Genomic DNA, 25,313 nt, shown 5'->3' with positions numbered 1-25,313 from the left:
AGGTGTGAAATTTAGAAATGTAATATTCAGCGAAATAACAAATGTTTGAATAAAAATACCTGAGGGAAATCATGACGATTAACCAAGCTGATCTATTAAAAAAACTACGACTAATTACTTTAGAAGCGCAAGGTCTGAATCACAAAAAACCTTTTGGCTCAGGAAAAGTGGCTGTTCTTGCGGCCATACAACAGCTTGGCTATGTACAAATTGATACTTTATCGGTAGTTTCTCGAGCACATCACCATACTTTTTGGACACGAATCCCAGATTATCAGCCCAAACTTCTTGATCAATTAGTCGCAGAACGTCAGATATTTGAATATTGGTTTCATGCTGCGTCGTATTTGCCCATGCAAGATTTTCGTTATGCTTTACCGCAAATGCTGAGCATTAAAAATGGTGAATCTCGTTATTTTAAAGCTGATTCTCAAATCATGCACAATGTGTACGACAAAATCCGTATTGAGGGACCACAAAAAGCTAGAGATTTTGAAAGCTTAAGTAAAAGTAATAGTAGTTGGTGGAATTGGAAACCAACAAAAATCGCGCTTGAGCAGCTTTTTATGCAAGGGGATCTCATGATTAGCGCTCGAAATGGTATAGAAAAAGTTTATGATCTTAGTGAAAGGGTGCTGCCCAGCACGATCAATACAACACCACCAACCGCATTAGAATACGCAGAATATCTCGTCAAGACTTATCTTAGAGCGTACGGCTTTACCACCATCAAGCAAATCACACATTTAAAAAAGGGACAAATATTACGTCAAAATGTTGAAAAAATTCTAAGTCAAATGCTTGAGGATAAAATCATCCAAAAGTTTGAAGGAAATGAAATACAAACAATCTATGTGCGCACCGATTTACTTGAAAAAACGTATAACACCGATCATAGCAACCTTCACTTACTCTCCCCTTTTGATAATTCAATCATCCATCGAGAACGCATAAAAGCCTGTTTCGAGTTTGACTTCCGTCTTGAATGTTACACCCCTGAACTAAAAAGAAAATATGGATACCACTGCTGTCCCACAATTATTCCAAGAAGAACCTCAATTGAGGTTCTTCTTGTTTTCGCCACTTCTTATCGGGTAAAAATAATGCCTTTAGAAGTTTTCTTTCAAATAAATTGACCTGAATAATTCTTAATAATCTCTGGACAGTCCATCCCTCATGAGCCATATGTTTTGCAAAACTCACTAATAAATAGGCAATTAATGCAATCCATATTTGAGTTTGTATGGCATTTCGGCTTCGACCTAGAAATGATTTCAATTTTAAATTCTGTTTAATCGCTTTGAAAAATAATTCTACTTTCCAACGATCTTTGTAAATTGCTGCAATAGTCGATGCAGCTAGATGAAAGTTGTTACTTAGAAATTCAAATGTCCTTTTCTTTTCAACATCATAAAATTCTATTCGTCTTAATCGCTTCGGTGCACCACGCTTTTTAGCATAATCACTGCTCAACTCAATATATTCATCCGCAAGAATTCCTTTGCAAGCGTATACTTCACGTTTTGACTTTACTTCATAAACCGTCTTCGGTCTTAGCCGTGTCACAAAGCTGACTTTTCGGTCAGTCATCTCTGCAAACCACTGATAATCAACATACCCCTTGTCAAAAACTACGATACTTCCAGGTGGAAATTTGAGTAATCTGCCTTGCACCATATCATTTTCAATACCATCTCCGAGTGCAACAAATTCAGGAATCGTATTGCTGTGATTTAATCCAACTGTCAGTTTAATGCTCGCTTTGGATTCATGTACTTTTGCCCATTCGCATAAGGACAGTGAAAGATCAATGTGGCTTGCATCAAGTGAATACAGCGGATTCTTAAATCGAAATTTATGTGCAATCTTTGTGTTTTCACAATGCCGAAGTAACTGAGTAAATAATTGCTGATATAGGCTGGCAGGTTGTTCTTGATTGATTCTTGCCAAGGTGCTTCGTGCAATAGTCTTAGCACCGAGGTGATAGAGCTTTTCCTGCTGTGATTCGAGATTGGATTGAATATCTCTTAAGCTTTGCCGACAGGACAGCTGGGACATCAATATGGCAATAAACTGATCCCAGCGTGTGGCTGATCTTAATTTTTGTCCACAATGATGCTGCTTGGCAAGACGTTCAAAATCACATCGTGAAATAGGTTTAAGTAATTGATGAAATACGGTATTCTGATGTGACAAAACCTGAGTCCTTGTAGTTAAAGTGTTTGTTCGCACTTATATTTTAACTATTTTGGACTCAGGTTTTTTATTTAAACAAAACTATGGGACAGCAGTGATATGGATACTTCTGTTTACCCATTTTGTTTGGTGATGTTTTTGTTGGTAGAGTTGATTGCAAAGCTCATCGTAAAAGTGGTGTATTTGAATTAGTGCACCTACATATTGAAAATACAGAAATTGATCTTAGCTCATGGCTAACACCATTTCTAAAAACACTACACCGATTTGTACACTTTAATCACTGTCAATTCATTATCATTTCACGTATTAGTCCACCCGAACAATCAAATACAATTCACGAATTTATCAACCATCACTGGAATGAAACACAGCTTAAGGATGAACTACCCATCACAAAATAGGAGGTATTTTACCTCCTATTGTTTCTATCTGATTTTATGGTCGCTTGAGGGCTTGTAATTCCGTGGTGAAGCTATAAAACTCTCCCCCCATTCTTCCCACACTATCCAATTGCTGTTGATCAATCATGCCTGTATCGGCTTGCCACAATCGATCATCGACATAAATAGATTTCACATCTAACAAGACAACCGTTCCACCAGATGGCAAGGAGCTGAGTTGAATCACCTCTCGCAAATGACATTCATACCGAATCATAGAACCTTTAACCGATAAAGGTTTTACGCCATGACTTGGACAAGATTCGATTTCAGCAAAATCAAATTCACTTTGTTCGGATGGCAGTGCCGCGCATGACAAGTTCATTTGCTCAAGTAACTGAGTATTCACGATATGCACTACACACTCTTTGGTTTCAATTAAATTCCGCAAAGTGTCTTTGTCCTGCCCTGTTCTCGGATTCACTTGTGAATACCAAAGGATCGGCGGATTACAGCTTGCCACATTGAAAAAGGAATAAGGTGCCAGATTCGCTACACCATCCACAGATAAGGTACTAATCCAAGCAATCGGACGAGGCGTAACCCCACCATTTAACAAACGATAGATTTCATTTGCTTGTAAATTTGCTGTTTCAAAAATCATAATTAAAGACTACTTTAAGGACGCTCAGCGTATTGTGGTAAATCATCAGTGATGCTGTCCCATTCCGCTTTAGACGCCGTAAAAATGTGCAGACTTGGTTTTTGCTGTAACCGTGTATCTAAAGTTCCAATTCTCAAACGATAATACTCAGGCGTATCGGTTTTTATACTCATAATTGGGGAGCCACACTCCATACAAAAACAACGTTGTGTCGTGTCAGTAGACTGAAATTTTTTCAGTAAATGCTCGCCTTTGGTAATTTTAAAATCAGCTATTTTAATCGGTGCATTCGTGGCAAAAGCGCTTCCATTTGCTTTACGGCAGCGTTGACAATGACATTGAATGATCTCGCCTATTTCACCATGAATCTCATAATGAATTCCATCACATAAACAACTACCATGATATACAGGTGAAGTCTGAGACATTGCAATTCTCCTTGTTAATCTTTTAAACCTAACATTTTTAAATGCGCACTAGCATCCAGCATATATGTGGATAAGTTTTTATAGCAACAATCCATCATCTATCCAGCTAATAGTAAAAAACCTTAAGGCTCACCCCATAATCATCGCAAATAATCCTGCGATAAAAAGATAAAAAATGACAGGAAGTCCCAAAAACCAGAACTTTGCCCAGCCATTTGTTTTAAAAACTACCGTTGCACCTCGATAACTGACCCAACAAGACAAAAATAAAAAAGGAATAGGAACTAGCGATAAAGTTGAAGAATGACTAAAAGCATCGAGATAATTTGTATATAGCTTAGTTTGAATGAGAGTAATAATCAGGATAGGTAGAACATAAACAAATGATTGTAATACAAATACCTGTCGAGCAAGCTGAGGATCAATATGGGTCGCACCAGAAAATTGTAAACGAACCTTGTACCACCAGCCTTGCACTAACCAAATAAGTGCCGCCCCCAGAAATCCCAATCCTAGCACCCACAACCAGTAATTCCACCATGAGGCTTGAATCATGCTCACCATCGCCGTAGGAGATCCAAACTCAGCCCTCAGTAATTGCTGGTCAATCCGATCCATAACTCCCACAACGCCAATGAGATATGCAATCAACAGAATACTTTTATAATGATAATGAGGAGATTGTAAGAAAAATTGCTTCGGCTGAAAAAACAAACTCAGCAATTGCTTAGGTTGGAATGGCTTAATGATTTGTTTATCGTAAACGTCTACAGCTGTTTCAGTATTCATATACCCTCTTAAAATTCATTTAGATTTTTTATTCAGGCATAATATCGAATATTTTGAAAAAAGTAGCTATTTTATATCATTTGATCAAATGATGTATCCCTTCACCTGCTGCACGTCCTGTTGCAAAACAAGCGGTCAACAAATATCCTCCCGTTGGTGCATCCCAGTCCAACATCTCACCACAACAGAACACGTAAGGATTTGATTGTAATTGTAACTGTGATGACAATGCCGTTTGCTTAATCCCGCCAGCACAGCTAATCGCTTCTTCGATTGGACGAAATCCACTAAGGGGAATTGTAAGTCCTTTGATCTGCTCGGCCATTTGATGCGCATCTGACCATAAATTTTTCTCAACCACTTCGCGAATTAAATTAATTTTCACATGATCCAAGCCTGCTTTGCGCCAAAGATTGGTAAGTGACTGCTTCTTATTGCCTTGTAACTTTTTAGTTAATTGATCAAGGCTGATATCAGGTAACAAGTCTAAATGAAGCTGCAAGTTTTGATCTTGAGCAAGCTGTGATCTTAGATCACGCCCTAATTTATAAATCACGCCACTTTCAAAACCATAATGGGTAATCACAATATCACCATGCGTCTTTTGTCCAGGGACGACCCACGCATCAACACGCTTGAGGGGCTGACCAAAACAATCCTGCATAAATGGCGACCATGTTTTCAATACACCAACATTACTTGCTTGGAAGGGGGTAATCTCATCACTAGACAACCATTGCTGCCACGCTCCATCACTTCCCAATTGCGACCACGACACAGCACCACAAGCCAGCACAATCGCATCATAAGTTGCAGTAAAGCGTTGGCTTTGGTTTTCGATGGTCAGTTGATTCTGAGATAAACCCACACAGCGATGCCGGTAATAAAATTTAACCCCATCTACAGCTAATCGTTTTAACCATGCGCGAAGTAACGGCGCGGCTTTCATCTCTATTGGAAATACCCGCCCAGAACTACCGATATAAGATTCAATTCCCAAACCTTTCATCCAGTCTTGAATCCACTTTGCATCCCATTGCGTTATCCAAGGGCTTAGCCATTCAGCATGGTCATAACGTTGGATGAATGCCTGTATAGGCTCAGCATGAGAAATATTAAGACCAGTTTTACCTGCCATTAAAAATTTTCGAGCAGCTGAAGGTTTTTGTTCAAACACATCAACTTCATAACCATATTGAGCAAGGACTTCCGCAGCCATTAAACCTGCAGGTCCAGCTCCAATAATGGCAATACGCTTAGACTTCATGTTGCTCTTGCTCATTTTTCCCTTGTAAGGGTGCAAAATCATCAAATCGGGTTGAGTAGGCAACAGGTTTTGTGATGACTAACTGTTGGCAAGGTTCCCCACGTTCCAAATATTTAATTTCAAAATGTGTTCTTGCAGAATCCGCTGCAATTTTTTGTTTCTGATAGGGTAGCTTCCACACGTCAATTAACTGCTGCTCTGCTTCAGCAATATATTCAGGAATATTACTCGCCAAGGTAATCGTACCATTTGGCTGAAGACGTGACAGTAAAAACTCAAAGAACGGCATATTCAACCAACGCTGTGCTGGGTTATGCGGCTCTGGATTTGGGTAAAGAATGAAAACCTGTTCTACTTGAGCAGGGAATAATGCGTGTACGATCCAAGGTAAAGCATCGGCATGAATCGGATATAGGTGTTCACGTACTTCGAGCTGATGCTGTTTTTGCATCGCTAAAAATTTTTCTTTGGTTCGTTCAATTGCATACAGTATTGTTTGTGGATTCTGCCCTGTAAACAACAATGCATGTTTACCTTTTCCAGCACCGATTTCAACGCAAATCGGCGTATTGGGAATCACAGCAAAATCTCGAGGTGCCTGCATTCGGTGGGCTTGAAATTGACGAATCGACATATTCACATCAAACTATCTCTAAATCGGCATAAGTCTAACAACTCACCTTACTTTTGCCTAATCTATTTAGGGTTTGTTAACATTTCACAGATGCTTGCGACAGAGAGCATTTTTTAGCTGATGCAAGGCATGACTTATGAAGTTTAGCTATTCTAAATGAATAAGTCATAACACAGTAGCAGCAAAAAATGCTGCTGTCCCATAGGGTTATGGCTAAAACATCCCTAAACTTCGTTATGAAACTTGACAAGGGAATCACCATTGTCTACGTTTCATGCCTTGTTTATGTCGTTTTAGCTAATAACGCAATGCATGGTTGAAATGTCAACAAACCCTCTTTGTTTTAGGAATTTTCTATGCCTCGTACATTCCCCTGCCCACGTTGTGGCGAAAACAGCACTTGGGAAGGCAATGAATTTCGCCCTTTTTGCTCAGAACGCTGCAAATTAATTGATCTAGGTGCTTGGGCCAGTGATGAATATAAACTGCCAACCCAAGATGCACCTCAAGCGGATTTAAAGCGTGGTGAAGATGATTATGAGGACTAAATGTCCTCATTTGATTACATCCAAATTCGATTCAACACATTCAACCAGTTATGCCAACAAATTTTGGTAATCAATTCTGTTGAATAACGACGTTCCTGCATTCGCTCGATAAGTCTGTATAGACCAGTAACATCTTCGATTTCAGTGCTAATCAGTGCACCATCAAAATCAGAGCCGAAGCCAACATGATCTTCACCCATTCGATCTATTAAATATTCGAGATGCTCTAAAAGTACATCAATGGGCGTGTTCGCTTCACGCTGCCCATCTTTACGCAAAAATGCAACGTCAAAATTTACGCCGACGATGCCTTTAGAATCTCGAATTGCACTGAGCTGAGGGTCTGTTAAGTTTCTCGCTTGTGGACATAAAGCATGGACATTCGAATGGGTCGCGACGATTGGCTGTTGAAGAATGTCAACTGTATCCCAAAAAGCACGCTCATTCATATGTGAGACATCCACTGCCATTTTTTTATCAGCACAGCGTTTTATAAATACTTTGCCCTCGTGTGTAAGGCCCGCTCCTGTATCTGGTGAATGAGGAAATTTGGCATTTAAACCATGACCAAATCGACTGGGTCTATTCCAAAGTGGACCGATACTACGAAGCCCAGTCTCATAAAATACATCGAGTAAATCGGGGTTATGCTGTAAAGCTTCCGCACCTTCCATATGCAGTACCATCGCTAATTTTTGCTGTGTTAAGCAGTGCTGAATATCCTGAACCGTTGTGCAAATTTGGATATTGTTGGAATACTGAGCAAGTTGTTTTGCTAAATCGAGTTGTTCTAAACAAATTTGTTCAATTTGCTGTTGTGTAAAGTCAGATGCAGTAGGATCAAAAAGTTTGTTGGGATGGTACTGCTGAACATAGCTGTATGGAGGTAAGAAAATCGCAAACATGCCACCAACAAAACCGGCTTGTTGGCAACGTGTTAAATCGAGATGTCCTGCTAAACGATCGTGGATAAAAGCTTGAGCAGGATTGCTATGATCACTTAACCACAAACGCGTGAGTACATCGTTATGGCCATCAAAAATAGGAAACGTGCCATGGTTCATATTTACGTTCTCACCGCTATTCATCCGCAATATTTTGAACAGGAATGTTTTGTTGAACCGTAAATTGTTTTGAATTTCGGCTATTACGAAACACCAGTCTTTCTAGCGTTGAATCGAGTTCACTCTCGGCACGTGCCTGTTCGATCACTTGATGATACGGCGATTTGCCACAGACAGGGTCTGCATTGCTTGCATCGCCGGTTAACATATAGGCTTGGCAACGACAGCCACCAAAATCACGATCTTTATCAGGGCAACTACGACAACCTTCTGGCATCCATGCATCGCCACGGAAGTGGTTAAAACCGGTCGATTCATACCAAATTTTAGAGAGGCTCTGCTCACGAACATTCGGGAAAGAAATCGGTAATTGTCTTGCTGCATGACAAGGCAGCGCCATACCATCTGGAGCGACCGTAAAGAAGATTTTGCCCCAGCCATTCATACAGGCTTTTGGTCTTTCCTCGTAATAATCAGGCACCACAAAAATAAGTTTACAAGGATGATTTTGTGCTTTTAACTTTTCCCGATATTCATTGGTAATACGTTCAGCACGGATCAATTGCTCTTGTGTCGGTAATAAACCTTGGCGGTTTAAAAAAGCCCATCCATAAAACTGACAAATTGCTAACTCGACTGTATCTGCATTAAGTTCAAGGCAAAGTTCGATAATTTTATCAATCTGGTCAATATTATGCCGATGAATCACAAAATTAAGGACCATGGGATAATCATATTTCTTCACCAGTTGGCACATTTCATACTTTTGTTCAAAAGCATGCTTTGAACCTGCCAAAGCATCATTGACGACTGGATCACTCGCTTGAAAGCTAATTTGAATATGATCTAGACCAACGTGTTTTAAATGAGAAATACGCTGCTCGGTAAGTCCCATGCCAGAGGTAATCAAGTTAGTGTAGAACCCAAGTTGGTGTGCATGTGCAACCAGTTGTTCTAAATCCTGACGCACCAAAGGTTCACCGCCAGAGAACCCTAGTTGGACAGCCCCCATTTGACGTGCCTGATCAAAAACCTCAAACCACTCTTGCGTGGTCAGTTCATTTTTGTGTTGTGCGTAGTCTAAAGGATTTGAGCAATATGGACATTGTAGCGGACACCGATAAGTTAACTCCGCTAATAGCCATAGAGGCAAACCAACACCATGGGTCATCTAAAATCAATCCAATGTTGTTGCTGGGCAACTAACATGTAATCAATGATATCATTGTCAATTTCAGCTATATCGCCAAATTGCTGTTTGAGCTGGGTAATAATGTCGGAAACATTATTGTTTCCATCAATATGCTGTCCAATGGCGCCTGCACTTTCATTCAAAGTAATCATGCCTTCAGGATATAAAATCACAAAACCATTTTGAGCAGGTTCAAATTGAAAGCGATAACCTTGTCGCCATGTCGGCACAAGATTTACATCAAATTGTTCTTTATTCATTTGAATAGTCCTTTGTGCCATACACATTCTTGGGTCACGCTGTGATATGGTGCTTGATTGTGTACATATGCCAGTGTTAACGCATCTAAAATGCTCCATAAAATATCCAGTTTAAACTGTAATATTTCCAGCATTCTTTGTTGTTGTTCATGTGTGGTAAATGAATCAAGGGTAATTGTTAAACCATGTTCAACATCTCGGCGTGCCTGACTTAAACGAGAACGGAAATATTCATAGCCCTTGTCATCAATCCAAGGATAATGTTGTGGCCACGATTCAAGACGGGACTGATGAATTTGAGGTGCAAATAGTTCGGTTAGAGAGCTACTCGCTGCCTCACGCCATGAGGCACGGCGTGCAAAATTGACATAAGCATCTACCGCAAAGCGAACACCCGGCAAAACTAATTCTTCAGAGATAACCTGTTCACGACTAAGCCCAACCGCTTCTGCCAAGCGCAACCATGCTTCTCGACCACCGCCATCAGGATATTCACCATCCTGATCAATCATGCGTTGAATCCATTCCTGACGCACACGCTGATCAGGACAATTTGCCATGATTGCAGCATCTTTTAACGGAATATTGATCTGATAATAGTAGCGGTTCGCAACCCAAGCCTGAATTTGTTGTTGAGTGGCCTTCCCTTCATACATCATCACGTGAAATGGATGATAGATATGATAATACTGACCCTTATCAATAATAGCCTGCTTGAATTGCTCAGTTGTTAAAGCTTCAGGTGTTTGAGTCATGTTGCACCTTAGAGTTCAATCTGCATGCCATCATAGGCAACCTCTACACCATTTGCTTTTAATTCAGCAAATTGAGCAGAGTCTTCATTTAAAATCGGATTGGTATTGTTAATATGAATCAGTACTTTCTTCGGTGTACTGAGTTGGTTCAAATAAGACAGCGAACCACCTTCACCACTAATATATAAATGCCCCATTTCACTACCAGTTTTTTTACCTACACCAGTTTGCTGCATTTCATCATCGGTCCAAAGTGTGCCATCAATCATGACACAGTCAGAATTTTGCATAATCTGCATAACTTGATCATCAATCTTTCCAAGCCCTGGTGCATAAAACAACTGTTTCTGTGTTTTATGATCTTTGATGATTAAGGCAATGTTGTCACCTTCGTGCGGATCGTGGCGATGGGGTGAATATGGCGGTGCAGCACTTTGAATAATAAAAGGGATAAATTCCAAACGACCAAAGCCATCAATTTTAAACGCTTTTTTAGGATCAATAGGATGATACTGAAGACCGCCATTCCAGTGTTTCAGCATATTAAATACTGGAAAACCTGTGGTGAGATCTTGATAAACCATGTCAGTACACCACACATCGATTGGGCAACCTTCCCGTAGAGTCAACAGCCCTGTGGTATGGTCAAGTTGGCTATCCATTAAGATTACACTGTGAATCCCTGTATCTCTTAACTGTCGGGCAGGCTGTGCAGCCTTGAAATCAAACAATTGCTGGCGAATATCTGGGGAAGCATTGAGTAAAACCCAATCCATTCCATTTTCAGAAATCGCAATCGAAGATTGTGTGCGAGCTTTGGCATTCATCGTGCCTGTACGTACACCACGACAGTTAGGACAATTGCAATTCCACTGAGGAAATCCGCCCCCAGCAGCTGAACCTAAAATATAAATATACATAAAAATGAAGTTCTTATTAGAAAGAGATAAGCCCTAGAAATAACTAGGGCTTATGACAAATGAAAATATGAATAATTAACGTGCTTCAAAGTACATTGTCACTTCAAAACCAATCCGAACATCAGTAAAAGCGGGTTTCGTCCATTGCATAAAATCGTCTCCAATCAGTATTTATCGTCTGAGATTAAACATCTGATTCAACTTAAATAAAGCATTCAAAAATTCATTCTAAATAAAAAACTCAACTTTGTAGACCGTATCTACTGAAGATATTGTTCGATAATTGTGATTTTTGTCTAAATTTTAGTATTTAACAAAGCATACTTTTAGCATTGATCAACAAAACTCAATCGCAACTCAAATTTAATAAAAATTTACATATTTTAAATATGTGGCTTACATCACAGTAATTTACTTTTCCATGACGTTATGCAAATCTTATTCAAACAATTTTATCTGTCACTAAACTTTCAGATGATGCATAACAACCAAAGTATTCAGCTGATTCAATCATCATTATTTTCGATCAGCCTTAATAAAAATATTTAGATTCAACAGGATGTTAAAATGAATAATGATATTCCTTACCCTCTAAAATTATTGGCAACCCAAGTTGATCCAAATTTAGATCAAAATTGGCAGATCACCTTGCAACGCTTATTTGCAGAAATACAACCTCATCAGCGTGAAATCATTTGCCAACATATTCTGCAACAAAAGAAAATCCACTGGAATAGAAAAGAGAATAGTTTTTGCTACATTGCCAAACATGACTTTCACTCACTGATTGAAAACACGCACTCTCCCTATACCAAGATTCTAATCAAACAAATTGCGGACTCATTGGATAAATTGAAAACTTATGATGACATCTATCAAATATCTGATTATTTAGAAAATATTTTGGGTCAAATCAATCAAATTGATACTGAAGATGATCTTGACTTACAGGCACAAAAGCAAAGGATTCTGAAAGAGTTTATTTATGCGGCAGCACAAATCATTTTTGAAAAAGATCATATTGCCTTACCGATCAATCACCGTCACATTAATAATGATGTAATCAAAACTTTTATTACTGAAGTATTCTTAAAACAACAACTTTTGAAATACAGTTTTAATATCCTACGTTCGCAACAACTCAGAGAAGAAAAAAATCATATCCTTAAATATTTCCTTTATAAACAACAGAAAACCAGACAGCTCGATATTATAAAAACATCCAAATATATTTTTGCACTTGCTCCAAGCTCCGAAGGGATGGTAAATACGTTTTCAATCCGACGATTCTTACAAGAAGAAAAATTCGAAGCCTGTGAAAATATCTATATCAATGCAGCGATCTTAATACTTGAAAAAATAGATGATCCTATCCATCAGCAACACTTTGAATGGCAGATCAATCACATCATAACCATTGATAAACAAGTGAACCAATATGTATCTGATATCGTGCGTAATATCGAGTTATATTGTCACAAAGAGCTGATTCCTTTCCTTATGGCGCCGCTCAATCCACGAGGTATTTTTATTGAAAAGTTAGTAGAACAAAGACTCATCGATTTTGAGCAAAAACTATCTAATCATGTACTTGAACCCATTGCAGATGCATTAAAACATTCTGTGCATCACACTGATGAGTGTCATTATTTATATATCAATATTAAACAAATACTGGATGATTTAATTCGACACTTTATGGAATTTCAATCCCAGCCATCCATTATTTTCAATAAACAAGTTCACTTGTTTATTGCTAGACTAAAATCTTACGCGACCCTATTACAAAAAAGACATACTGATATTTTCACTGTGTTTTCCTATGAAGCGTGGAAACAACACCATGCCGAAGCATTAGAACCCACCAATCTCCTAAAAGACCTTAGTCTTAATTCTCTTCAGGAATACAAAGACGCCTTTTCTGAACTTAAGGAAAACCAACGCTTATTAAAGCAAAGTGTTTCATTTTTGAATAAGTTGTTAAATAAACCGCAAAAAATTAAAGATAATATTACCAAGTTAAAAGAGAAAACGATTCAAATTAAGAGAAATGCACATCAGGAAATTATTCGGATGCAACGACGCTTCCCGTCCTTGATCGTCTATTTAGAATTTGAATCACTGATTTCGGTCAACCACAAAGAACGTCACTACGCCTTCCCAACAGGCGATAATGGAATCACGCGCTTACCGATTTTGATTGAGATTCCAGAAGATAGGGCATCTTTTGACTTGCAAACTATCTGTAATAGTTTGAATTTTGATTTGAGTCTTGCCAATCAAAAATGGTTAGAAACGATTTGACCGATCGATATGCTTCTGTATAGAGATGATACAGAAGCATAACTCAACCCATTAACCAGCTTTACTCGCCACAAAAGGATTGAATTGTTTTTCATATCCAATAGTACTGATTGGACCATGACCTGAAATAAATTGAGTCTCATCAGGTAAGCTAAAGCACTCACGTTGGATCGAATCTAAAAGTTGCTGATGATTTCCTCTCGGAAAATCAGTACGTCCGATTGAACCTTTGAACAGTACATCTCCTGTCCAAAGCAAGCCATGTTTCTTGTTATAGAACATCACATGACCTGGCGTATGTCCGGGAGCAAAACGGACTTCAAACTCATCTTCACCCAGTTTCAGTACTTCACCACCTTCTAACCACTGATTTACTTTGACAGGTTGTGGAATCGGAAAGCCATAACGTGCTGAGACTTCTTGAATCATGTCTAACCAGAACTGATCTTCTTTGTGTGGGCCAATCACTGGAATTTTCCACGCTTCAGCAAGCTCACCCACTGCGCCAGCATGATCAAGGTGGCCATGCGTAAGCCATAAAGCTTTTACCTTTAAGCCTAGATCCTCGACTTCTTTTTTAAGTACAGCCGCATCACCGCCCGCATCAATCAAAATCGCTTCTTTGGTTTCACTGTCCCAAAGAATAGAACAATTCTGGGCGAAAGCAGTAACAGGAACAATTTTGACTTGCAGCATAGAAACCTCTGGCTAAAACGCAGTTAACGGTGGGCTAAGGTATGAGTTAAGCCATCAAGATTAGCCTGAACCAGACTCGCAAGCAAATCTATATGTGCTGGATCTGTATTCAAAGCAGGGATATAGGCATATTCGCCACCACCTGCATGTTGAAAGATTTCTTTATTTTGTATCGCCAACTCTTCGAGCGTTTCCAAACAATCTGCTGAAAATGCGGGGCTTAATACCTGCACCGATTTCACACCAGCTTTCCCCCATTGCTCAAGCAGTACATCGGTATATGGTTTCACCCATTCTTGTTTACCAAAGCGGGATTGGAAACTAATTGCCCATTCATCTTCATTTAAATGCAACGCTTCTGCCACTAGACGTGCCGTCACTCGACAACGGTCCGCATAGGGGTCACCTTTATCTGCATAAGGCTGTGGAATCCCATGAAAAGACATCAATAACTTTTCAGCTTTACCGTGCTGGGATTGATAATTCAACACACTATCTGCCAATGCCTGAATAAACATCGGATGTTGGTGATAGTCCTTCATAATGGTGAGACCGGGCAAATGACGTTGTTTTGGAATCCATCTAGCAAAGGCATCATAAAGCGGTGCTGTAGAAGTTGCAGAATATTGCGGAAACAGAGGTAACAGAATCACATGTTCTTGTGGTGATTTTTCAAGTTGGGACAAAACCCCATATATGCTGGGTTGCCCATAAGTCATCGCAGGAACAACGGTCAGATCAAAATGATGATTTTCATCTTCTAAACGTTGTTTGATCAAGCGCGTTTGCTCAAGTACGATTTCACGCATTGGGGAGTCATTTGACCAAACCGAAGCATAGGCTTCTGCAACTCGTTTTGGGCGAAATGGCAACACGAATAAATTTAAAATGATCCACCAAAGCAATTTGGGAATTTCAATGACACGCGTATCAGATAAAAACTGCTTAAGGAAACGACGTACTGCTGGCGCAGTGGCTTCATCTGGCGTACCTAGATTTGCCAGAACCACAGTCACTTTGGGTTTTGGTGTCGCTGACATAGATCGCATCCGCTATAGCTGAATTTATTCAATTACTTTAGCAGTTTTCACACCCTTTTTTAAATTGAATTAATGCATCGTCTTAAACTGAAAAACACGATGACTATCCAAGACATTACTCTCTAAAAGCTTCTGACCTTTTGCGGTTAATTGCCATAACATGCGTTGACGATCATCTCGACCGGTTGGGATAATCCATTCATTCTGACGCATTTGTAATTTGATTTCATGCAAAGCTCGAATATTGACTTGTGCACGCGACACCGCATGTGCTCTGGGCATTTCTTTGCGTGCATCATCCAAACCCGTTTCATTCAAATATTCATTCATACGTTTAGAAAAATATTCTTCTGGCGTAGGAACCACAAAAGTCGCACCGAGGACATGTAATAACTGTGCCCACGTCATTTTACGATGTGGCTTAATCTCTTTAAAATTCCCATCTTGATAAGCATGCATACGATATTCAAAAGAATAAAGTTCATACATTGAAACTTTAGGCAAACTGGTGAGAGGATCTGCCTCACGGCTCCCCAACTCTGTCTCAAGTTGTTTGACTTTGGCACGTAAGTTGTCTATCTCATCACGTAATACTTGGGTATTTTGTGGACGTACCCAACCCACCACAGGGTAGCGCTCTAACATTTGCGGCATACTTGAGCGTACTGCGAGCTCTAAATCTCTTAAGCTACGGTAACAAAAAACCTGATCGACTTCATGTTGTAACTGCTTTCTAAACTCTTTGAATTTCTCTTTAAGTTCGGCTTTGTGATCATGCAATTTGGCTTCACGAGACTCTGGATCTTCATGCATAAATACAATTACGGGTTTTTGCTTGGTCATTGCATAGATATACTCTAAATGCATATAACCCACACCTGAAACAGATTGCTCACCATACTGACTACCCAATAAGATCACCACATAATCACAATCATCAATCTGACGACGTGCAATCGAAGTACTTAATGGCGTACGTTGCTCCAACCCCCAAGAGAAAAAACCCATACCAACTAAAGTTTGTGCTAAAACCGCTCGCTCTGGTTGCATTTCATTGCCAGAGGTAGAAATAAAGACTTGATAACGAGTATCTTGCATAGGCGAAGCCCCAATTTATTTATCAATAGCATCAAGTTCTAATCTTGATTTTTATTAAAAGACAACCCCGATAAACTGTAAAATAGAGTTCGATTGACTACGTTTTTTCACGTATTTCATCGCCCAAATTATGAATCGTCCATGTTAATTGTTTGGGTATAAGGTGCTGAAGTACAGGTTCTAGTACGGCAGCATTGTTACCGCTGACAAAACATTCAATACGTGAAACATTATGACGCATTTTGTCAGATAATAACCCATTTTTAATCAAAATATACGCTGTTTGTCTCGCAACTGCTTGTCCAGAATCAATTAATTTCAACTTTTCATCAAAAACCTGACGAATTGCGGGTTTGAGAAATGGATAGTGTGTGCAACCAAGTACTAAAAAATCAGCACCCTGCTCTATGACAGGTTGTAGTATCTGTTTGAGTACCGTTTTACATGCCTCACTCATTTGCTCCCCAGCTTCAACAAAAGGCACCAATGCCAAATTGGTCACCGTGAGTACTTTTACCCCTGCAGGTTCAGCAAAATTTAACATGACATCTTTAATCAAGCGCCCGCGAAATGTCGCTGGTGTTGCCAAAACCGCTACAACCTTCGTTTGTGTCTGAATCACCGCGGGTTTCAATGCTGGAACTAATCCAATAATCGGAAAGCGCTCACCGTAATGATCTCGCAAATAGTCCAAACTAAATGCAGAAGCCGTATTACACGCGACTACAGCAACCTTACATCCCTGCCGATAAAGCCATTCGATTGCTTGTGCGGTTAAATTCCGTATCTCCTGATCTGAACGCGCACCATACGGTACGTGTGCTGTATCCGCATAATAAAGAATACGCTCATTGGGTAGATGCAGAGCAATTTCTTGTGCTATCGATAGTCCGCCGATCCCTGAGTCAAAAATGCCAATCGGTGCATCTGCTGATGCTTGCGGCATTGGGTCACGTAATTGAGCTAAAAATTGCACTGCTGTCATACACACGAACATAGGTTTATTTGCTCTTTCAAGCTTAAACCTCAGGTGCTTAAATGCAAGACCAAATCACCACTTTTTAATGTTAAAACCGTGTCACCTTGCTGATTTTCAGACAAGTTGCCATAGTTAACGAGATGATAAAAACTTTGTCGCTGAATTAATGCATTCATTCCAAATCGCACATGAACGTAAGGACGTAATTCGCCCGCAAACTCACGCATAAAAATAGGATGCTGTTCATCCACAATCACCACATCTTGGTTGGTGGTCGTGAGTTGTAAATAAGTCTTGCCTTCGATCTCAACCTGATCCGCTTGATTAATCAATAATGGCTCATCTTCGACTTCGATTTCAATCTGTTCTACGGGTGTTTTGAGATAGAATTTGCCTTCTTCTTTCCACAATACTTTGCTAAACAGATCAAGCAATGTTTGTCGTTTGATCAATTGACCTTCGTGCCACCATTCACCGTTGGCTTTTATCTTCAAATCCATTTTGCCACAATGCTTTGGATGCCACTGCTCTAACGGAGGAATTGACCTTTTGTGACTTTGCTGTACATCTTTTAAGTATTGTGCAATGTTCATTAAGTTTTTATCATCAGAAAACACGATTTTTCCTGTATTCTGTGAAGAATCATTTTCATTTATCATAGTTTATGCCTTGCTGACGAAAAAATATGACCGCTCAGCCAATTGGCGGGATCAAGGTTTAAAACTATACTATCCCAAATACTTGCAAGCACACTAGTCGCATTTGTGTTTGGTAATTGAGAATACTCATGGCAGCACCGAATTACATCATTACGGTTGCCACCCTATAAAATATGAGGAGTCCTACATGGAACACATCGAACGTGAAGCGATGGAGTTTGACGTAGTGATCGTAGGCGCAGGCCCTGCGGGTTTATCTGCTGCGATTAAAATTCGTCAACTAGCGATTGAAAACAACCTACCTGACCTTTCTGTGTGTGTTGTTGAAAAAGGCTCTGAAGTAGGTGCGCATATCCTATCTGGTGCTGTACTTGAACCACGTGCCATGAATGAACTCTTTCCGAATTGGAAAGAAGAAGGTGCACCGCTCAATGTACCTGTTACTGAAGACGAAACTTATTTCTTATTGTCTGATACGAAAGCACAAAAAATGCCGTATTGGATGGTTCCAAAATCTATGCATAACGAAGGCAACTATGTTATCTCTTTAGGTAACGTAGTTCGTTGGTTAGGTCAAAAAGCAGAAGAATTAGAAGTATCAATCTTCCCTGGCTTCGCCGCATCAGAAATCCTTTACCATGAAGATGGTACGGTAAAAGGGATTCAAACTGGTGATATGGGTATCGGCAAAGATGGTCAACCAACGCATAACTTTGCACCAGGCTACGAATTGCATGCTAAATATACTTTATTTGCAGAAGGTTGCCGTGGACATCTAGGTAAACGCCTGATTGCTGGTTTTGCACTTGATCGTGATGCTGATCCACAACATTACGGTATCGGGATCAAAGAGCTTTGGGAAATCGATCCAGCGAAACACAAACCTGGTCTTGTAATGCACGGTGCAGGTTGGCCATTGTCTGAGACAGGTTCTGCAGGCGGTTGGTGGTTATATCACGCTGAAAACAACCAAGTGACTTTGGGTATGATCGTAGACTTATCTTACGAAAACCCACATATGTATCCATTCATGGAAATGCAACGTTGGAAAACACACCCAACGATTAAACAATTCCTTGAAGGCGGTAAACGTATCTCTTACGGCGCACGTGCGGTTGTAAAAGGTGGTTTTAACTCTTTACCTAAACTCACTTTCCCAGGCGGCTGCTTGATCGGTGATGATGCTGGTTTCTTGAATTTCTCAAAAATCAAAGGCTCACATACCGCAATGAAGTCAGGTATGTTGTGTGGTGAAGCAGTATTTGAAGCGATCGCTGCGGGTGTTGCAAAAGGTGGTGACCTTGCGATTGCACGCGTTACTGAAGGTGAAGACCACTTCGAAAAAGAATTGGTTGCTTATACTGAAAAATATAACAATTCTTGGTTAAAAGAAGAGTTATATAAAGCGCGTAACTTCGGTCCTGCAATGCATAAATTCGGTACATGGATTGGTGGTGCATTTAACTTTATTGATCAAAATATCTTTAAAGTCCCATTCACATTGCATGACTTGAAACAAGACTTTGCTGCGCTTAAGACTGTTGATGCATCGACGTTCAAACCAAACTATCCAAAACCAGATGGTAAGTTAACGTTTGACCGTTTATCTTCAGTATTCGTATCAAATACGGTACACGAAGAAAACCAACCTGCGCACTTAAAGTTAACTAATCCAGAAACACCGATTCAGGTTAACTTGCCGAAGTGGGACGAGCCTGCTCAACGTTACTGCCCTGCGGGTGTTTATGAAGTCATGGAAAATGATGATGGCTCGAAGCGTTTCCAAATCAACGCAGCGAACTGTGTTCACTGTAAGACTTGTGATATCAAAGACCCTTCACAAAACATTACATGGGTAACGCCTGAAGGCGGCGGTGGTCCTAACTACCCGAATATGTAATATTCAGGTAGTCCTTGCGAAGCTTTAGTCGCTTCTCATACCCGAATATGTAAAGACCTTATAAAAAATCCGAGCTGAACAGCTCGGATTTTTTATATATTTTTTGAAAATAAAAGAGATGCTTAGCCTTTCTGCACCAAATAACGATATTCAGTATTGCCGTTTTCATCCAAACTTTCTTCTTTGAGTAACAACTCATGTCCAAGATGCATACAAAACTTTGGAATATCCCATGAGGTGGAAGGATCGGTTGCAAACACCTCAACAATATCACCTGACTTTGCTCTACGGATCGCTTGATGCAACATCATCACAGGCTCAGGGCAACGTAACCCTCTAGTATTGAGTTGAACAGTAGCAAGTTTTGATTGTTCAGACATGATAAAGCTCAAATATTTTCATATTCACATTTTACCATAAAGTGAACTTCTAAAAATCATCAACAGCATTTTGAAAAACTGTACATTTCTTGCATCGTTTTATTGATGCATATCGGCTTTATCTTCGGTATGATGAAAATCATCTAATTGATATAGAGAGTCTTTAGGAAAGATCATGATCGAGGAATCCAGTCCGTCGTGGGGTATGCGTGGCTTAAGAAAATGGTTAGGAACCGCACCCGAAACCCGCGATGAATTACTCAAGTTAGTTCAAGACTCCCGTCGCTTTTTAGAGCCAGATACTGTTGCTATGCTTGAGGGTGTTCTCGATCTGCCAGCAACAAAGATTCGAGAAGTCATGACCCCTCGTACAGCGATTATTAGCTTGCAGGAAGATGACCAATTACTCGATATCTTAGATGTTCTTATCGACTCAGCACATTCTCGCTTTCCGGTTTTTTCATCGGAACAAGGCGATAATGTAGTCGGGATTCTGTTAGCTAAAGATCTTTTACCGTTCTTAACAGATCGCAATGTGAAAGTTGATATTCGTGCTTTAATGCGACAACCTTTATTTGTTCCTGAGAGTGCACGTTCCGATCAAGTTCTGCGGATGCTTAAAAATACACAAACGCATATCGCTATTGTTATTGATGAATATGGTTCAACTTCTGGTTTAGTCACACTTGAAGACATTCTCGAAGAAATTGTAGGTGAAATTGAAGACGAGCATGATATTGCTGATGAAGAAGCATTATTTATCGTTCCTGATAATGATCCTACGACTTCAAATACATGGATTGTGCAAGCATTAACACCAATTGAACATTTCAATACGGTGCTCAACGCAGACTTTTCTGATGATGAAGTTGAAACCATGGGTGGACTATTACTCCAAGAAATTGGTCTTGTTAGTGATTTACAAGGTCAAACCATCGAACTTGGAACATGGCAATTTACGATTATTGAAGCAGATGCGCGTACGATTCACCTGATTCGAGCAGTCCGTCAATGAGAAACTTTTTTGACAAGCTGTTAAGCCCTGCTAACAATCAAAAACAGTTGCCCTTTATTATTCCCTTATTGATTGCTCTCATTTCAGGTGCGATCTTTAGTTTGGCACTGGCACCCTATTATTTTTGGTGGCTTGCGATTCTATCGCCTGCATTGTTATATGCGACTTTGAGACAACGAAACCCTAAACAAGCCTTCATATTAGGCTGGGCCTATGGTTTTGGGCTATGGTTTGTAGGCGCTTTTTGGCTCTATACGTCCATTCATGTCTACGGCGATACCAATGCAGTTCTCAGTGTCTTAATGATCAGCATCATGGCATTGTTAATGGGGCTGTTTACTGCCCTGCAAACATGGCTATATCGTCGCTTTTTCCCAGAAACACCTCTGACCTTTGCCCCACTTTGGGTTTTGTTTGAATGGACCAAAACTTGGGTGTTCACTGGTTTTCCGTGGTTATTTGCTGGTTATGCCTTCACTGAACGCTTTTTAGATGGCTATGCCCCATTATTTGGTATCTATGCCGTCTCATTTGTAGTGATCGTACTTGCCTGCGCGCTGGTGGAAATTCTGAATCGACGCTGGTTTTGGGCGATTCCTTCTGCACTATTATTGATCGGTGCATGGGGTGCAGGGCTTATTCAATTTGTTCAACCTAAAGATGAAAAACCACTCAAGGTTTCTTTACTTCAAGGGAATATTCCCCAAGATCTCAAGTGGTTGACTGAATATCAGATTAAGACCCTTGAGATTTATGCCAATTTATCACGTACAGAATGGGGACAAGACCTCATCGTTTGGCCAGAGTCTTCGATTCCTTTGTTCCAAACCGATATTCCTGAGTTTCTAAAAGCCATGGCTGCTCAGGCCAAAAAGACCGACACGGCTTGGGTTACAGGTATCCCATACTGGGATATCCCTCAGTCGCAACAAGCGGGTGAGCCAATGTACTACAACAGTATTATGGCTTCAGGTAGTGATTCTTCTGGTTTATACAAGAAACAACGTTTAGTTCCTTTTGGCGAATACATTCCACTATCAGGAATGTTGAAGTGGGTACTACCAGCCATGCAAAATGATGTCAGTATGGCTGGATTTTCTCGTGGTGAAGCCAACCAGAAACCATTGATGGTTAAAGGTCATGCTTTAGCAGCAGCGATTTGCTATGAAGTTGCCTATCCAAATCTAACCCGTCGTAATGCACTCAATAGTGACTTTCTCATTACAGTTTCGAATGATGCATGGTTTACAGGTACAGCAGGCCCTTGGCAACATTTACAAATGGTTCAAATGCGTGCCAAAGAAAATGGACGTTGGTTTATTCGTGCAACCAATACCGGTGTCACCGCATTTATCGATCATCATGGACATATTGTTAAACAAGCACCTATCGATGAAGAAGCAGTATTACGTGGGGAATTACCTGCTATGCAAGGGCAAACCTTATATAGTCGTTTAAGTGATTATCCAATACTGATCTTCTCATTACTTTTATTAATCTTAGGTTGGATCTATCGTCCACGTAAGGTCGATGTTTCTTTCAAATCACGTCGATAATATGAAAAAGAGCGTTTTATTGTAAAACGCTCTTTTTTTACCCAAAAATATTTACATCATTACGAATAGCTTTTGTATTTGCCTCAGAAAAAATAGACGATGTAAAAGCTCGAATTAGAGTTAAAGTACCAACGACAATTGCAAAGATAAATACGCAACTAAACTAGACAAAAATAACATGGGAATATAGCGATATGTTTTAAATAAAAATTGCTCATATTTGGAAATCAAGTCTGCATGATGCCAAACACTGGTTTTCAAAGCACTTAAAAAACATAAGACAAACCATGCACTCAACATACTCAGTGCAAAAAAGCCAATCATAATTTGGCTACTGCCTTCAGTTGTTTGCCATAAAGTCAAAGCACCTTGACTAATCGGTAATAAAGTTAAAATAAGCAACACAGATTTCAGCATTGCCCAATGAAACTGATTCAGTTCATCCAACACAAAAAATGCTTTCATCTGTTATCTCCACACATCAACTCAATGATCTAAATTTATTATGCAAAGCTTTGATCTAAAGAAAAAGTCTATTTTGACGCTTATTTCTTTTTTCTTGTAACCATTAAATATAGGAATAATTCTTATTATAAATCTCAAATCTATAATATTTTATCAATTCTTTTTATTTCAAAAACTTATGATTGGTTTTATTATTAAGAAACATTATCACTTCACTCCTTATTCATCTAACTTAAGAGTGAAGTGATATTTTTAATTAAAAATTATGGTTGATAATAAATATCGGCATCATTACCTTCTCCGCCTTCTTTACCATCTGCACCAAATGAATATAAATCGAATGAGCGTCCATCACGGCCTGGAATGACATACTGTAAATCATTTTCCCAACTGTCTTTTGGATAACCACCTTTCACATAACCACCAGGCAACCAATTTTTTGCAGATGCAGGCTGATTCACTAAAGCATCTAAACCACCATCTTGCATTGATGGATATCGACCATTGTCCAACTTATATTGATCTAACGCTCCCGCCACACCTTTTAAAGTAATTTGTGTGGTATCCACTTTTGCTTTTTCACCACGCCCCATCACATTCGGAACGATCAACGCAGCAAGCACACCAAGAATTACAATAACAACCATCACTTCGATGAGTGTGAATCCTGAGGCACGCTTCATTCGAACAACGCTCGACCGCGCCGCTATGCTTTGAGTGCAAGTATTCAAGCTTTGTTCAACATTGTGCTTATTCATTGAATTATTCATATTCATCTCTTTCATGTCACTCATTAGATCATATTGTTCATATTAATAATTGGCAACATTACCGCAATCACAATCACCAACACAATTGCTGCCATAAAAATCAACATTAAAGGTTCAAGTAATGCCAACAAGGTGGAGATAAATGTGGTGACCTCTCGATCTTGCATGGTTGATGCCCGATCCAACATTCGATCTAACTCACCAGAAGCTTCACCACTGCGAATCATTTGTACCATCATTGGTGGGAAATAGCCGCAACGCTCTAGTTGTGTTGCTAGATTCCCCCCTTCGGTGACACGTTCCATCGCCACAGTAATTGCATCACGAATTACCCAGTTATTACTCACCTCTGCGCCAATACGTAAAGCCTCAACCAGAGGAACACCAGAACGTGTCAAAATAGACAGAGTACTGGCAAAACGTGCTGCATTTATACCACGTGAAAGTTTACCAAATAGTGGCAATCTGAGCGTTAATCGGTCAAATGCATAATGACCTGCTGTCGTTCTTAAGAAACGGGTAAATAGAATCACAGCAATAAACCCAATGATCAACATTGCCACCCAGGTCTGTTTAATAAAAGCACTGGCTTTCATCAGGGCAACGGTAATCCAAGGCAAGGCTTCTTTGCTTTGCTCAAATGTTTTCACAATTTCGGGTACAACATAGGTCATCAGTCCCATAACAATTGCAAAGGACATCAGCATCAAGATAATTGGGTAAATCATTGCACCCTGAATTTTCTTTTGCATGGCAAAACGATTTTCAGTGTAATCTGAAAGCTGATCTAAAATCAGATCCAAATGCCCTGATCGTTCACCGGCAGCAACTGTGGCAATATACAGCTCAGGAAAACGACCTGATTGTTGCATCCCTTGTGCCAGCGAATGCCCTTCTAACACCTTTGAACGCACTGAGATCAATAGATTTTGGACATGCGATTTTTCACTCTGTTTGCTAACCGCACGCAATGCCTCTTCTAATGGAATACCCGCCGCCACTAAAACAGAAAGTTGCCGTGTCATCAAAGCCAGATCATAAGCACTAAAACCTTTTCTAAACCATGAGCGATGTTGTTGTTTGTCTTTTTGCTCAACGGCATCGACCGCGATTGGCGTCCATGCTTTATCTCGTAACTGTTGACGAATTTGACGTGCAGAATCTCCTTCAAGCACACCTTTATGTTGCTTTCCAGAAGCATCAATAGCAGTAAATTGATAAGCTGGCATGGTTCTGTTCTAATTGTCCCAAAATAGTTGTCGTTACTGTTGCATCCATATGCTGGAATCATTCATATTCATTTATACATAACGCTCAGCACTTTAGCATAATTATATGACATACAGTCATG

General features: G+C 39.8%; 27 protein-coding genes and 1 pseudogene. 7 read left to right on the top strand and 21 right to left on the bottom strand.

The genetic code is table 11. The features are described from left to right. The first annotated feature begins 71 nt into the window (after positions 1 to 71). On the top strand, positions 72 to 1,136 hold the full coding sequence (locus tag AAC851_RS11210) for a winged helix-turn-helix domain-containing protein (RefSeq protein ID WP_340600871.1): 1,065 nt from the start codon (positions 72 to 74) through the stop codon (positions 1,134 to 1,136). Here the strand turns inward: AAC851_RS11210 and AAC851_RS11205 are convergent. Beyond that, positions 1,039 to 2,196 carry an IS4 family transposase gene (locus tag AAC851_RS11205; protein WP_008942576.1) on the bottom strand — a complete coding sequence of 386 codons (1,158 nt, stop codon included), beginning with the start codon at positions 2,194 to 2,196 and terminating at the stop codon, positions 1,039 to 1,041. The two genes, AAC851_RS11210 and AAC851_RS11205, sit on opposite strands and share 98 nt — an antisense overlap. Before the next feature lie 98 nt (positions 2,197 to 2,294). Here AAC851_RS11205 and AAC851_RS11200 point away from each other — a divergent pair. Then, positions 2,295 to 2,600, top strand: a pseudogene (locus tag AAC851_RS11200) (winged helix-turn-helix domain-containing protein); the annotation flags it as partial. A 34-nt stretch (positions 2,601 to 2,634) separates the two neighbouring features. On the opposite strand, the gene AAC851_RS11195 reads toward AAC851_RS11200, so the two are convergent. The 5 genes from AAC851_RS11195 to AAC851_RS11175 form a co-directional block, all read right to left on the bottom strand. Further along, the gene (locus AAC851_RS11195; protein ID WP_340600870.1) at positions 2,635 to 3,243 is read right to left on the bottom strand and encodes a flavin reductase family protein; all 609 of its coding nucleotides are present in this window, start codon (positions 3,241 to 3,243) and stop codon (positions 2,635 to 2,637) included. Between the two features lie 14 nt (positions 3,244 to 3,257). Next, on the bottom strand, positions 3,258 to 3,671 hold the full coding sequence (locus tag AAC851_RS11190) for a GFA family protein (protein WP_100834081.1): 414 nt from the start codon (positions 3,669 to 3,671) through the stop codon (positions 3,258 to 3,260). 129 nt (positions 3,672 to 3,800) lie between these two features. Next, the gene (locus tag AAC851_RS11185) at positions 3,801 to 4,460 is read right to left on the bottom strand and encodes a hypothetical protein (protein WP_100834082.1); all 660 of its coding nucleotides are present in this window, start codon (positions 4,458 to 4,460) and stop codon (positions 3,801 to 3,803) included. Positions 4,461 to 4,536: 76 nt separating this feature from the next. Beyond that, positions 4,537 to 5,727: a TIGR03862 family flavoprotein gene (locus AAC851_RS11180; protein ID WP_161420397.1), complete on the bottom strand. Its 1,191-nt coding sequence runs from the start codon at positions 5,725 to 5,727 to the stop codon at positions 4,537 to 4,539. Continuing rightward, positions 5,717 to 6,367: an SAM-dependent methyltransferase gene (locus AAC851_RS11175; protein ID WP_323126763.1), complete on the bottom strand. Its 651-nt coding sequence runs from the start codon at positions 6,365 to 6,367 to the stop codon at positions 5,717 to 5,719. The genes AAC851_RS11180 and AAC851_RS11175 overlap by 11 nt, the downstream gene beginning before the upstream one ends. 350 nt (positions 6,368 to 6,717) lie before the next feature. Here AAC851_RS11175 and AAC851_RS11170 point away from each other — a divergent pair, with 350 nt between their 5' ends. After that, a complete protein-coding gene (locus tag AAC851_RS11170; protein WP_004637751.1) occupies positions 6,718 to 6,909 on the top strand; it encodes a DNA gyrase inhibitor YacG in 192 nt (63 codons plus the stop codon). Between the two features lie 14 nt (positions 6,910 to 6,923). Here AAC851_RS11170 and AAC851_RS11165 read toward each other — a convergent pair whose 3' ends face one another. From AAC851_RS11165 to pqqA, 6 genes are all read right to left on the bottom strand, one after another. Further along, positions 6,924 to 7,973, bottom strand: coding sequence for a dipeptidase (locus AAC851_RS11165; RefSeq protein ID WP_340600869.1), 1,050 nt, complete (start codon positions 7,971 to 7,973; stop codon positions 6,924 to 6,926). A 16-nt stretch (positions 7,974 to 7,989) separates the two neighbouring features. Next, positions 7,990 to 9,144, bottom strand: coding sequence for a pyrroloquinoline quinone biosynthesis protein PqqE (pqqE, locus tag AAC851_RS11160; RefSeq protein ID WP_340600868.1), 1,155 nt, complete (start codon positions 9,142 to 9,144; stop codon positions 7,990 to 7,992). Further along, on the bottom strand, positions 9,141 to 9,425 hold the full coding sequence (pqqD, locus tag AAC851_RS11155) for a pyrroloquinoline quinone biosynthesis peptide chaperone PqqD (protein WP_340600867.1): 285 nt from the start codon (positions 9,423 to 9,425) through the stop codon (positions 9,141 to 9,143). The genes pqqE and pqqD overlap by 4 nt, the downstream gene beginning before the upstream one ends. Further along, complete coding sequence (gene pqqC / locus AAC851_RS11150; protein WP_340600866.1) at positions 9,422 to 10,180, bottom strand: pyrroloquinoline-quinone synthase PqqC; 759 nt, start codon at positions 10,178 to 10,180, stop codon at positions 9,422 to 9,424. Before pqqC ends, pqqD begins: the two co-directional genes overlap by 4 nt. An 8-nt stretch (positions 10,181 to 10,188) precedes the next feature. After that, positions 10,189 to 11,100, bottom strand: a complete 912-nt coding sequence (pqqB, locus tag AAC851_RS11145) for a pyrroloquinoline quinone biosynthesis protein PqqB (RefSeq protein ID WP_340600865.1) — start codon at positions 11,098 to 11,100, stop codon at positions 10,189 to 10,191. Positions 11,101 to 11,175: 75 nt separating this feature from the next. Next, positions 11,176 to 11,250, bottom strand: a complete 75-nt coding sequence (pqqA, locus tag AAC851_RS11140) for a pyrroloquinoline quinone precursor peptide PqqA (protein WP_075316535.1) — start codon at positions 11,248 to 11,250, stop codon at positions 11,176 to 11,178. A gap of 417 nt (positions 11,251 to 11,667) precedes the next feature. Between pqqA and AAC851_RS11135 the strand changes: the two genes are divergently transcribed. After that, a complete protein-coding gene (locus tag AAC851_RS11135) occupies positions 11,668 to 13,404 on the top strand; it encodes a hypothetical protein (RefSeq protein ID WP_340600864.1) in 1,737 nt (578 codons plus the stop codon). Positions 13,405 to 13,455: 51 nt separating this feature from the next. On the opposite strand, the gene AAC851_RS11130 is transcribed toward AAC851_RS11135, so the two are convergent. From AAC851_RS11130 to AAC851_RS11110, 5 genes are all read right to left on the bottom strand, one after another. After that, on the bottom strand, positions 13,456 to 14,100 hold the full coding sequence (locus tag AAC851_RS11130) for an MBL fold metallo-hydrolase (protein WP_004637744.1): 645 nt from the start codon (positions 14,098 to 14,100) through the stop codon (positions 13,456 to 13,458). Between the two features lie 23 nt (positions 14,101 to 14,123). Continuing rightward, positions 14,124 to 15,140, bottom strand: a complete 1,017-nt coding sequence (gene hemH / locus AAC851_RS11125) for a ferrochelatase (RefSeq protein ID WP_161421885.1) — start codon at positions 15,138 to 15,140, stop codon at positions 14,124 to 14,126. A gap of 69 nt (positions 15,141 to 15,209) precedes the next feature. Then, positions 15,210 to 16,238: a DUF4062 domain-containing protein gene (locus AAC851_RS11120; RefSeq protein ID WP_004637742.1), complete on the bottom strand. Its 1,029-nt coding sequence runs from the start codon at positions 16,236 to 16,238 to the stop codon at positions 15,210 to 15,212. Positions 16,239 to 16,335: 97 nt separating this feature from the next. After that, positions 16,336 to 17,223, bottom strand: coding sequence for a glutamate racemase (gene murI / locus AAC851_RS11115; protein WP_115736142.1), 888 nt, complete (start codon positions 17,221 to 17,223; stop codon positions 16,336 to 16,338). A gap of 41 nt (positions 17,224 to 17,264) precedes the next feature. Further along, positions 17,265 to 17,876, bottom strand: coding sequence for a DUF1285 domain-containing protein (locus AAC851_RS11110; protein ID WP_005083755.1), 612 nt, complete (start codon positions 17,874 to 17,876; stop codon positions 17,265 to 17,267). Between the two features lie 187 nt (positions 17,877 to 18,063). On the opposite strand from AAC851_RS11110, the gene AAC851_RS11105 reads away from it, so the two are divergent. Beyond that, on the top strand, positions 18,064 to 19,776 hold the full coding sequence (locus AAC851_RS11105; protein WP_004637739.1) for an electron transfer flavoprotein-ubiquinone oxidoreductase: 1,713 nt from the start codon (positions 18,064 to 18,066) through the stop codon (positions 19,774 to 19,776). 122 nt (positions 19,777 to 19,898) lie between these two features. Here AAC851_RS11105 and tusA read toward each other — a convergent pair whose 3' ends face one another. Beyond that, positions 19,899 to 20,156, bottom strand: a complete 258-nt coding sequence (tusA, locus tag AAC851_RS11100) for a sulfurtransferase TusA (RefSeq protein WP_153568436.1) — start codon at positions 20,154 to 20,156, stop codon at positions 19,899 to 19,901. Between the two features lie 175 nt (positions 20,157 to 20,331). Between tusA and AAC851_RS11095 the strand changes: the two genes are divergently transcribed. Beyond that, on the top strand, positions 20,332 to 21,171 hold the full coding sequence (locus AAC851_RS11095; protein WP_004637737.1) for an HlyC/CorC family transporter: 840 nt from the start codon (positions 20,332 to 20,334) through the stop codon (positions 21,169 to 21,171). Continuing rightward, positions 21,168 to 22,727: an apolipoprotein N-acyltransferase gene (gene lnt, locus AAC851_RS11090; RefSeq protein ID WP_153568435.1), complete on the top strand. Its 1,560-nt coding sequence runs from the start codon at positions 21,168 to 21,170 to the stop codon at positions 22,725 to 22,727. The genes AAC851_RS11095 and lnt overlap by 4 nt, the downstream gene beginning before the upstream one ends. A 120-nt stretch (positions 22,728 to 22,847) precedes the next feature. Here the strand turns inward: lnt and AAC851_RS11085 are convergent, their stop codons facing one another. The 3 genes from AAC851_RS11085 to gspF form a co-directional block, all read right to left on the bottom strand. Continuing rightward, complete coding sequence (locus tag AAC851_RS11085) at positions 22,848 to 23,192, bottom strand: hypothetical protein (protein ID WP_153568434.1); 345 nt, start codon at positions 23,190 to 23,192, stop codon at positions 22,848 to 22,850. A gap of 263 nt (positions 23,193 to 23,455) precedes the next feature. Further along, positions 23,456 to 23,986, bottom strand: coding sequence for a type II secretion system major pseudopilin GspG (gspG, locus tag AAC851_RS11080; RefSeq protein ID WP_005088059.1), 531 nt, complete (start codon positions 23,984 to 23,986; stop codon positions 23,456 to 23,458). Continuing rightward, the gene (gspF, locus tag AAC851_RS11075; RefSeq protein WP_004637733.1) at positions 23,986 to 25,191 is read right to left on the bottom strand and encodes a type II secretion system inner membrane protein GspF; all 1,206 of its coding nucleotides are present in this window, start codon (positions 25,189 to 25,191) and stop codon (positions 23,986 to 23,988) included. The genes gspG and gspF overlap by 1 nt, the downstream gene beginning before the upstream one ends. Positions 25,192 to 25,313 lie beyond the last annotated feature (122 nt).

Source organism: Acinetobacter sp. HZNU-JH01, from assembly GCF_037996845.1.
GTDB classification, from domain to species: Bacteria; Pseudomonadota; Gammaproteobacteria; order Pseudomonadales; family Moraxellaceae; genus Acinetobacter; species Acinetobacter haemolyticus.
The sequence above is the reverse complement of the archived record's forward strand: the minus strand, read 5'-3'. Positions and strand labels throughout refer to the sequence as shown.

Bases quoted from the DNA above. Each gene is read 5' to 3' on its own strand.
- pqqB (WP_340600865.1), bottom strand. From the start codon at position 11,100: ATGTATATTTATATTTTAGGTTCAGCTGCTGGGGGCGGATTTCCTCAG.
- AAC851_RS11195 (WP_340600870.1), bottom strand. From the start codon at position 3,243: ATGATTTTTGAAACAGCAAATTTACAAGCAAATGAAATCTATCGTTTG.
- AAC851_RS11095 (WP_004637737.1), top strand. From the start codon at position 20,332: ATGATCGAGGAATCCAGTCCGTCGTGGGGTATGCGTGGCTTAAGAAAA.
- AAC851_RS11105 (WP_004637739.1), top strand. From the start codon at position 18,064: ATGGAACACATCGAACGTGAAGCGATGGAGTTTGACGTAGTGATCGTA.
- AAC851_RS11110 (WP_005083755.1), bottom strand. From the start codon at position 17,876: ATGATAAATGAAAATGATTCTTCACAGAATACAGGAAAAATCGTGTTT.
- pqqC (WP_340600866.1), bottom strand. From the start codon at position 10,180: ATGACTCAAACACCTGAAGCTTTAACAACTGAGCAATTCAAGCAGGCT.
- pqqE (WP_340600868.1), bottom strand. From the start codon at position 9,144: ATGACCCATGGTGTTGGTTTGCCTCTATGGCTATTAGCGGAGTTAACT.
- AAC851_RS11185 (WP_100834082.1), bottom strand. From the start codon at position 4,460: ATGAATACTGAAACAGCTGTAGACGTTTACGATAAACAAATCATTAAG.
- AAC851_RS11210 (WP_340600871.1), top strand. From the start codon at position 72: ATGACGATTAACCAAGCTGATCTATTAAAAAAACTACGACTAATTACT.
- AAC851_RS11170 (WP_004637751.1), top strand. From the start codon at position 6,718: ATGCCTCGTACATTCCCCTGCCCACGTTGTGGCGAAAACAGCACTTGG.
- AAC851_RS11130 (WP_004637744.1), bottom strand. From the start codon at position 14,100: ATGCTGCAAGTCAAAATTGTTCCTGTTACTGCTTTCGCCCAGAATTGT.
- AAC851_RS11135 (WP_340600864.1), top strand. From the start codon at position 11,668: ATGAATAATGATATTCCTTACCCTCTAAAATTATTGGCAACCCAAGTT.
- tusA (WP_153568436.1), bottom strand. From the start codon at position 20,156: ATGTCTGAACAATCAAAACTTGCTACTGTTCAACTCAATACTAGAGGG.
- AAC851_RS11165 (WP_340600869.1), bottom strand. From the start codon at position 7,973: ATGAACCATGGCACGTTTCCTATTTTTGATGGCCATAACGATGTACTC.
- pqqD (WP_340600867.1), bottom strand. From the start codon at position 9,425: ATGAATAAAGAACAATTTGATGTAAATCTTGTGCCGACATGGCGACAA.
- AAC851_RS11120 (WP_004637742.1), bottom strand. From the start codon at position 16,238: ATGCAAGATACTCGTTATCAAGTCTTTATTTCTACCTCTGGCAATGAA.
- hemH (WP_161421885.1), bottom strand. From the start codon at position 15,140: ATGTCAGCGACACCAAAACCCAAAGTGACTGTGGTTCTGGCAAATCTA.
- AAC851_RS11180 (WP_161420397.1), bottom strand. From the start codon at position 5,727: ATGAAGTCTAAGCGTATTGCCATTATTGGAGCTGGACCTGCAGGTTTA.
- gspF (WP_004637733.1), bottom strand. From the start codon at position 25,191: ATGCCAGCTTATCAATTTACTGCTATTGATGCTTCTGGAAAGCAACAT.
- AAC851_RS11190 (WP_100834081.1), bottom strand. From the start codon at position 3,671: ATGTCTCAGACTTCACCTGTATATCATGGTAGTTGTTTATGTGATGGA.
- AAC851_RS11085 (WP_153568434.1), bottom strand. From the start codon at position 23,192: ATGAAAGCATTTTTTGTGTTGGATGAACTGAATCAGTTTCATTGGGCA.
- gspG (WP_005088059.1), bottom strand. From the start codon at position 23,986: ATGAGTGACATGAAAGAGATGAATATGAATAATTCAATGAATAAGCAC.
- lnt (WP_153568435.1), top strand. From the start codon at position 21,168: ATGAGAAACTTTTTTGACAAGCTGTTAAGCCCTGCTAACAATCAAAAA.
- murI (WP_115736142.1), bottom strand. From the start codon at position 17,223: ATGACAGCAGTGCAATTTTTAGCTCAATTACGTGACCCAATGCCGCAA.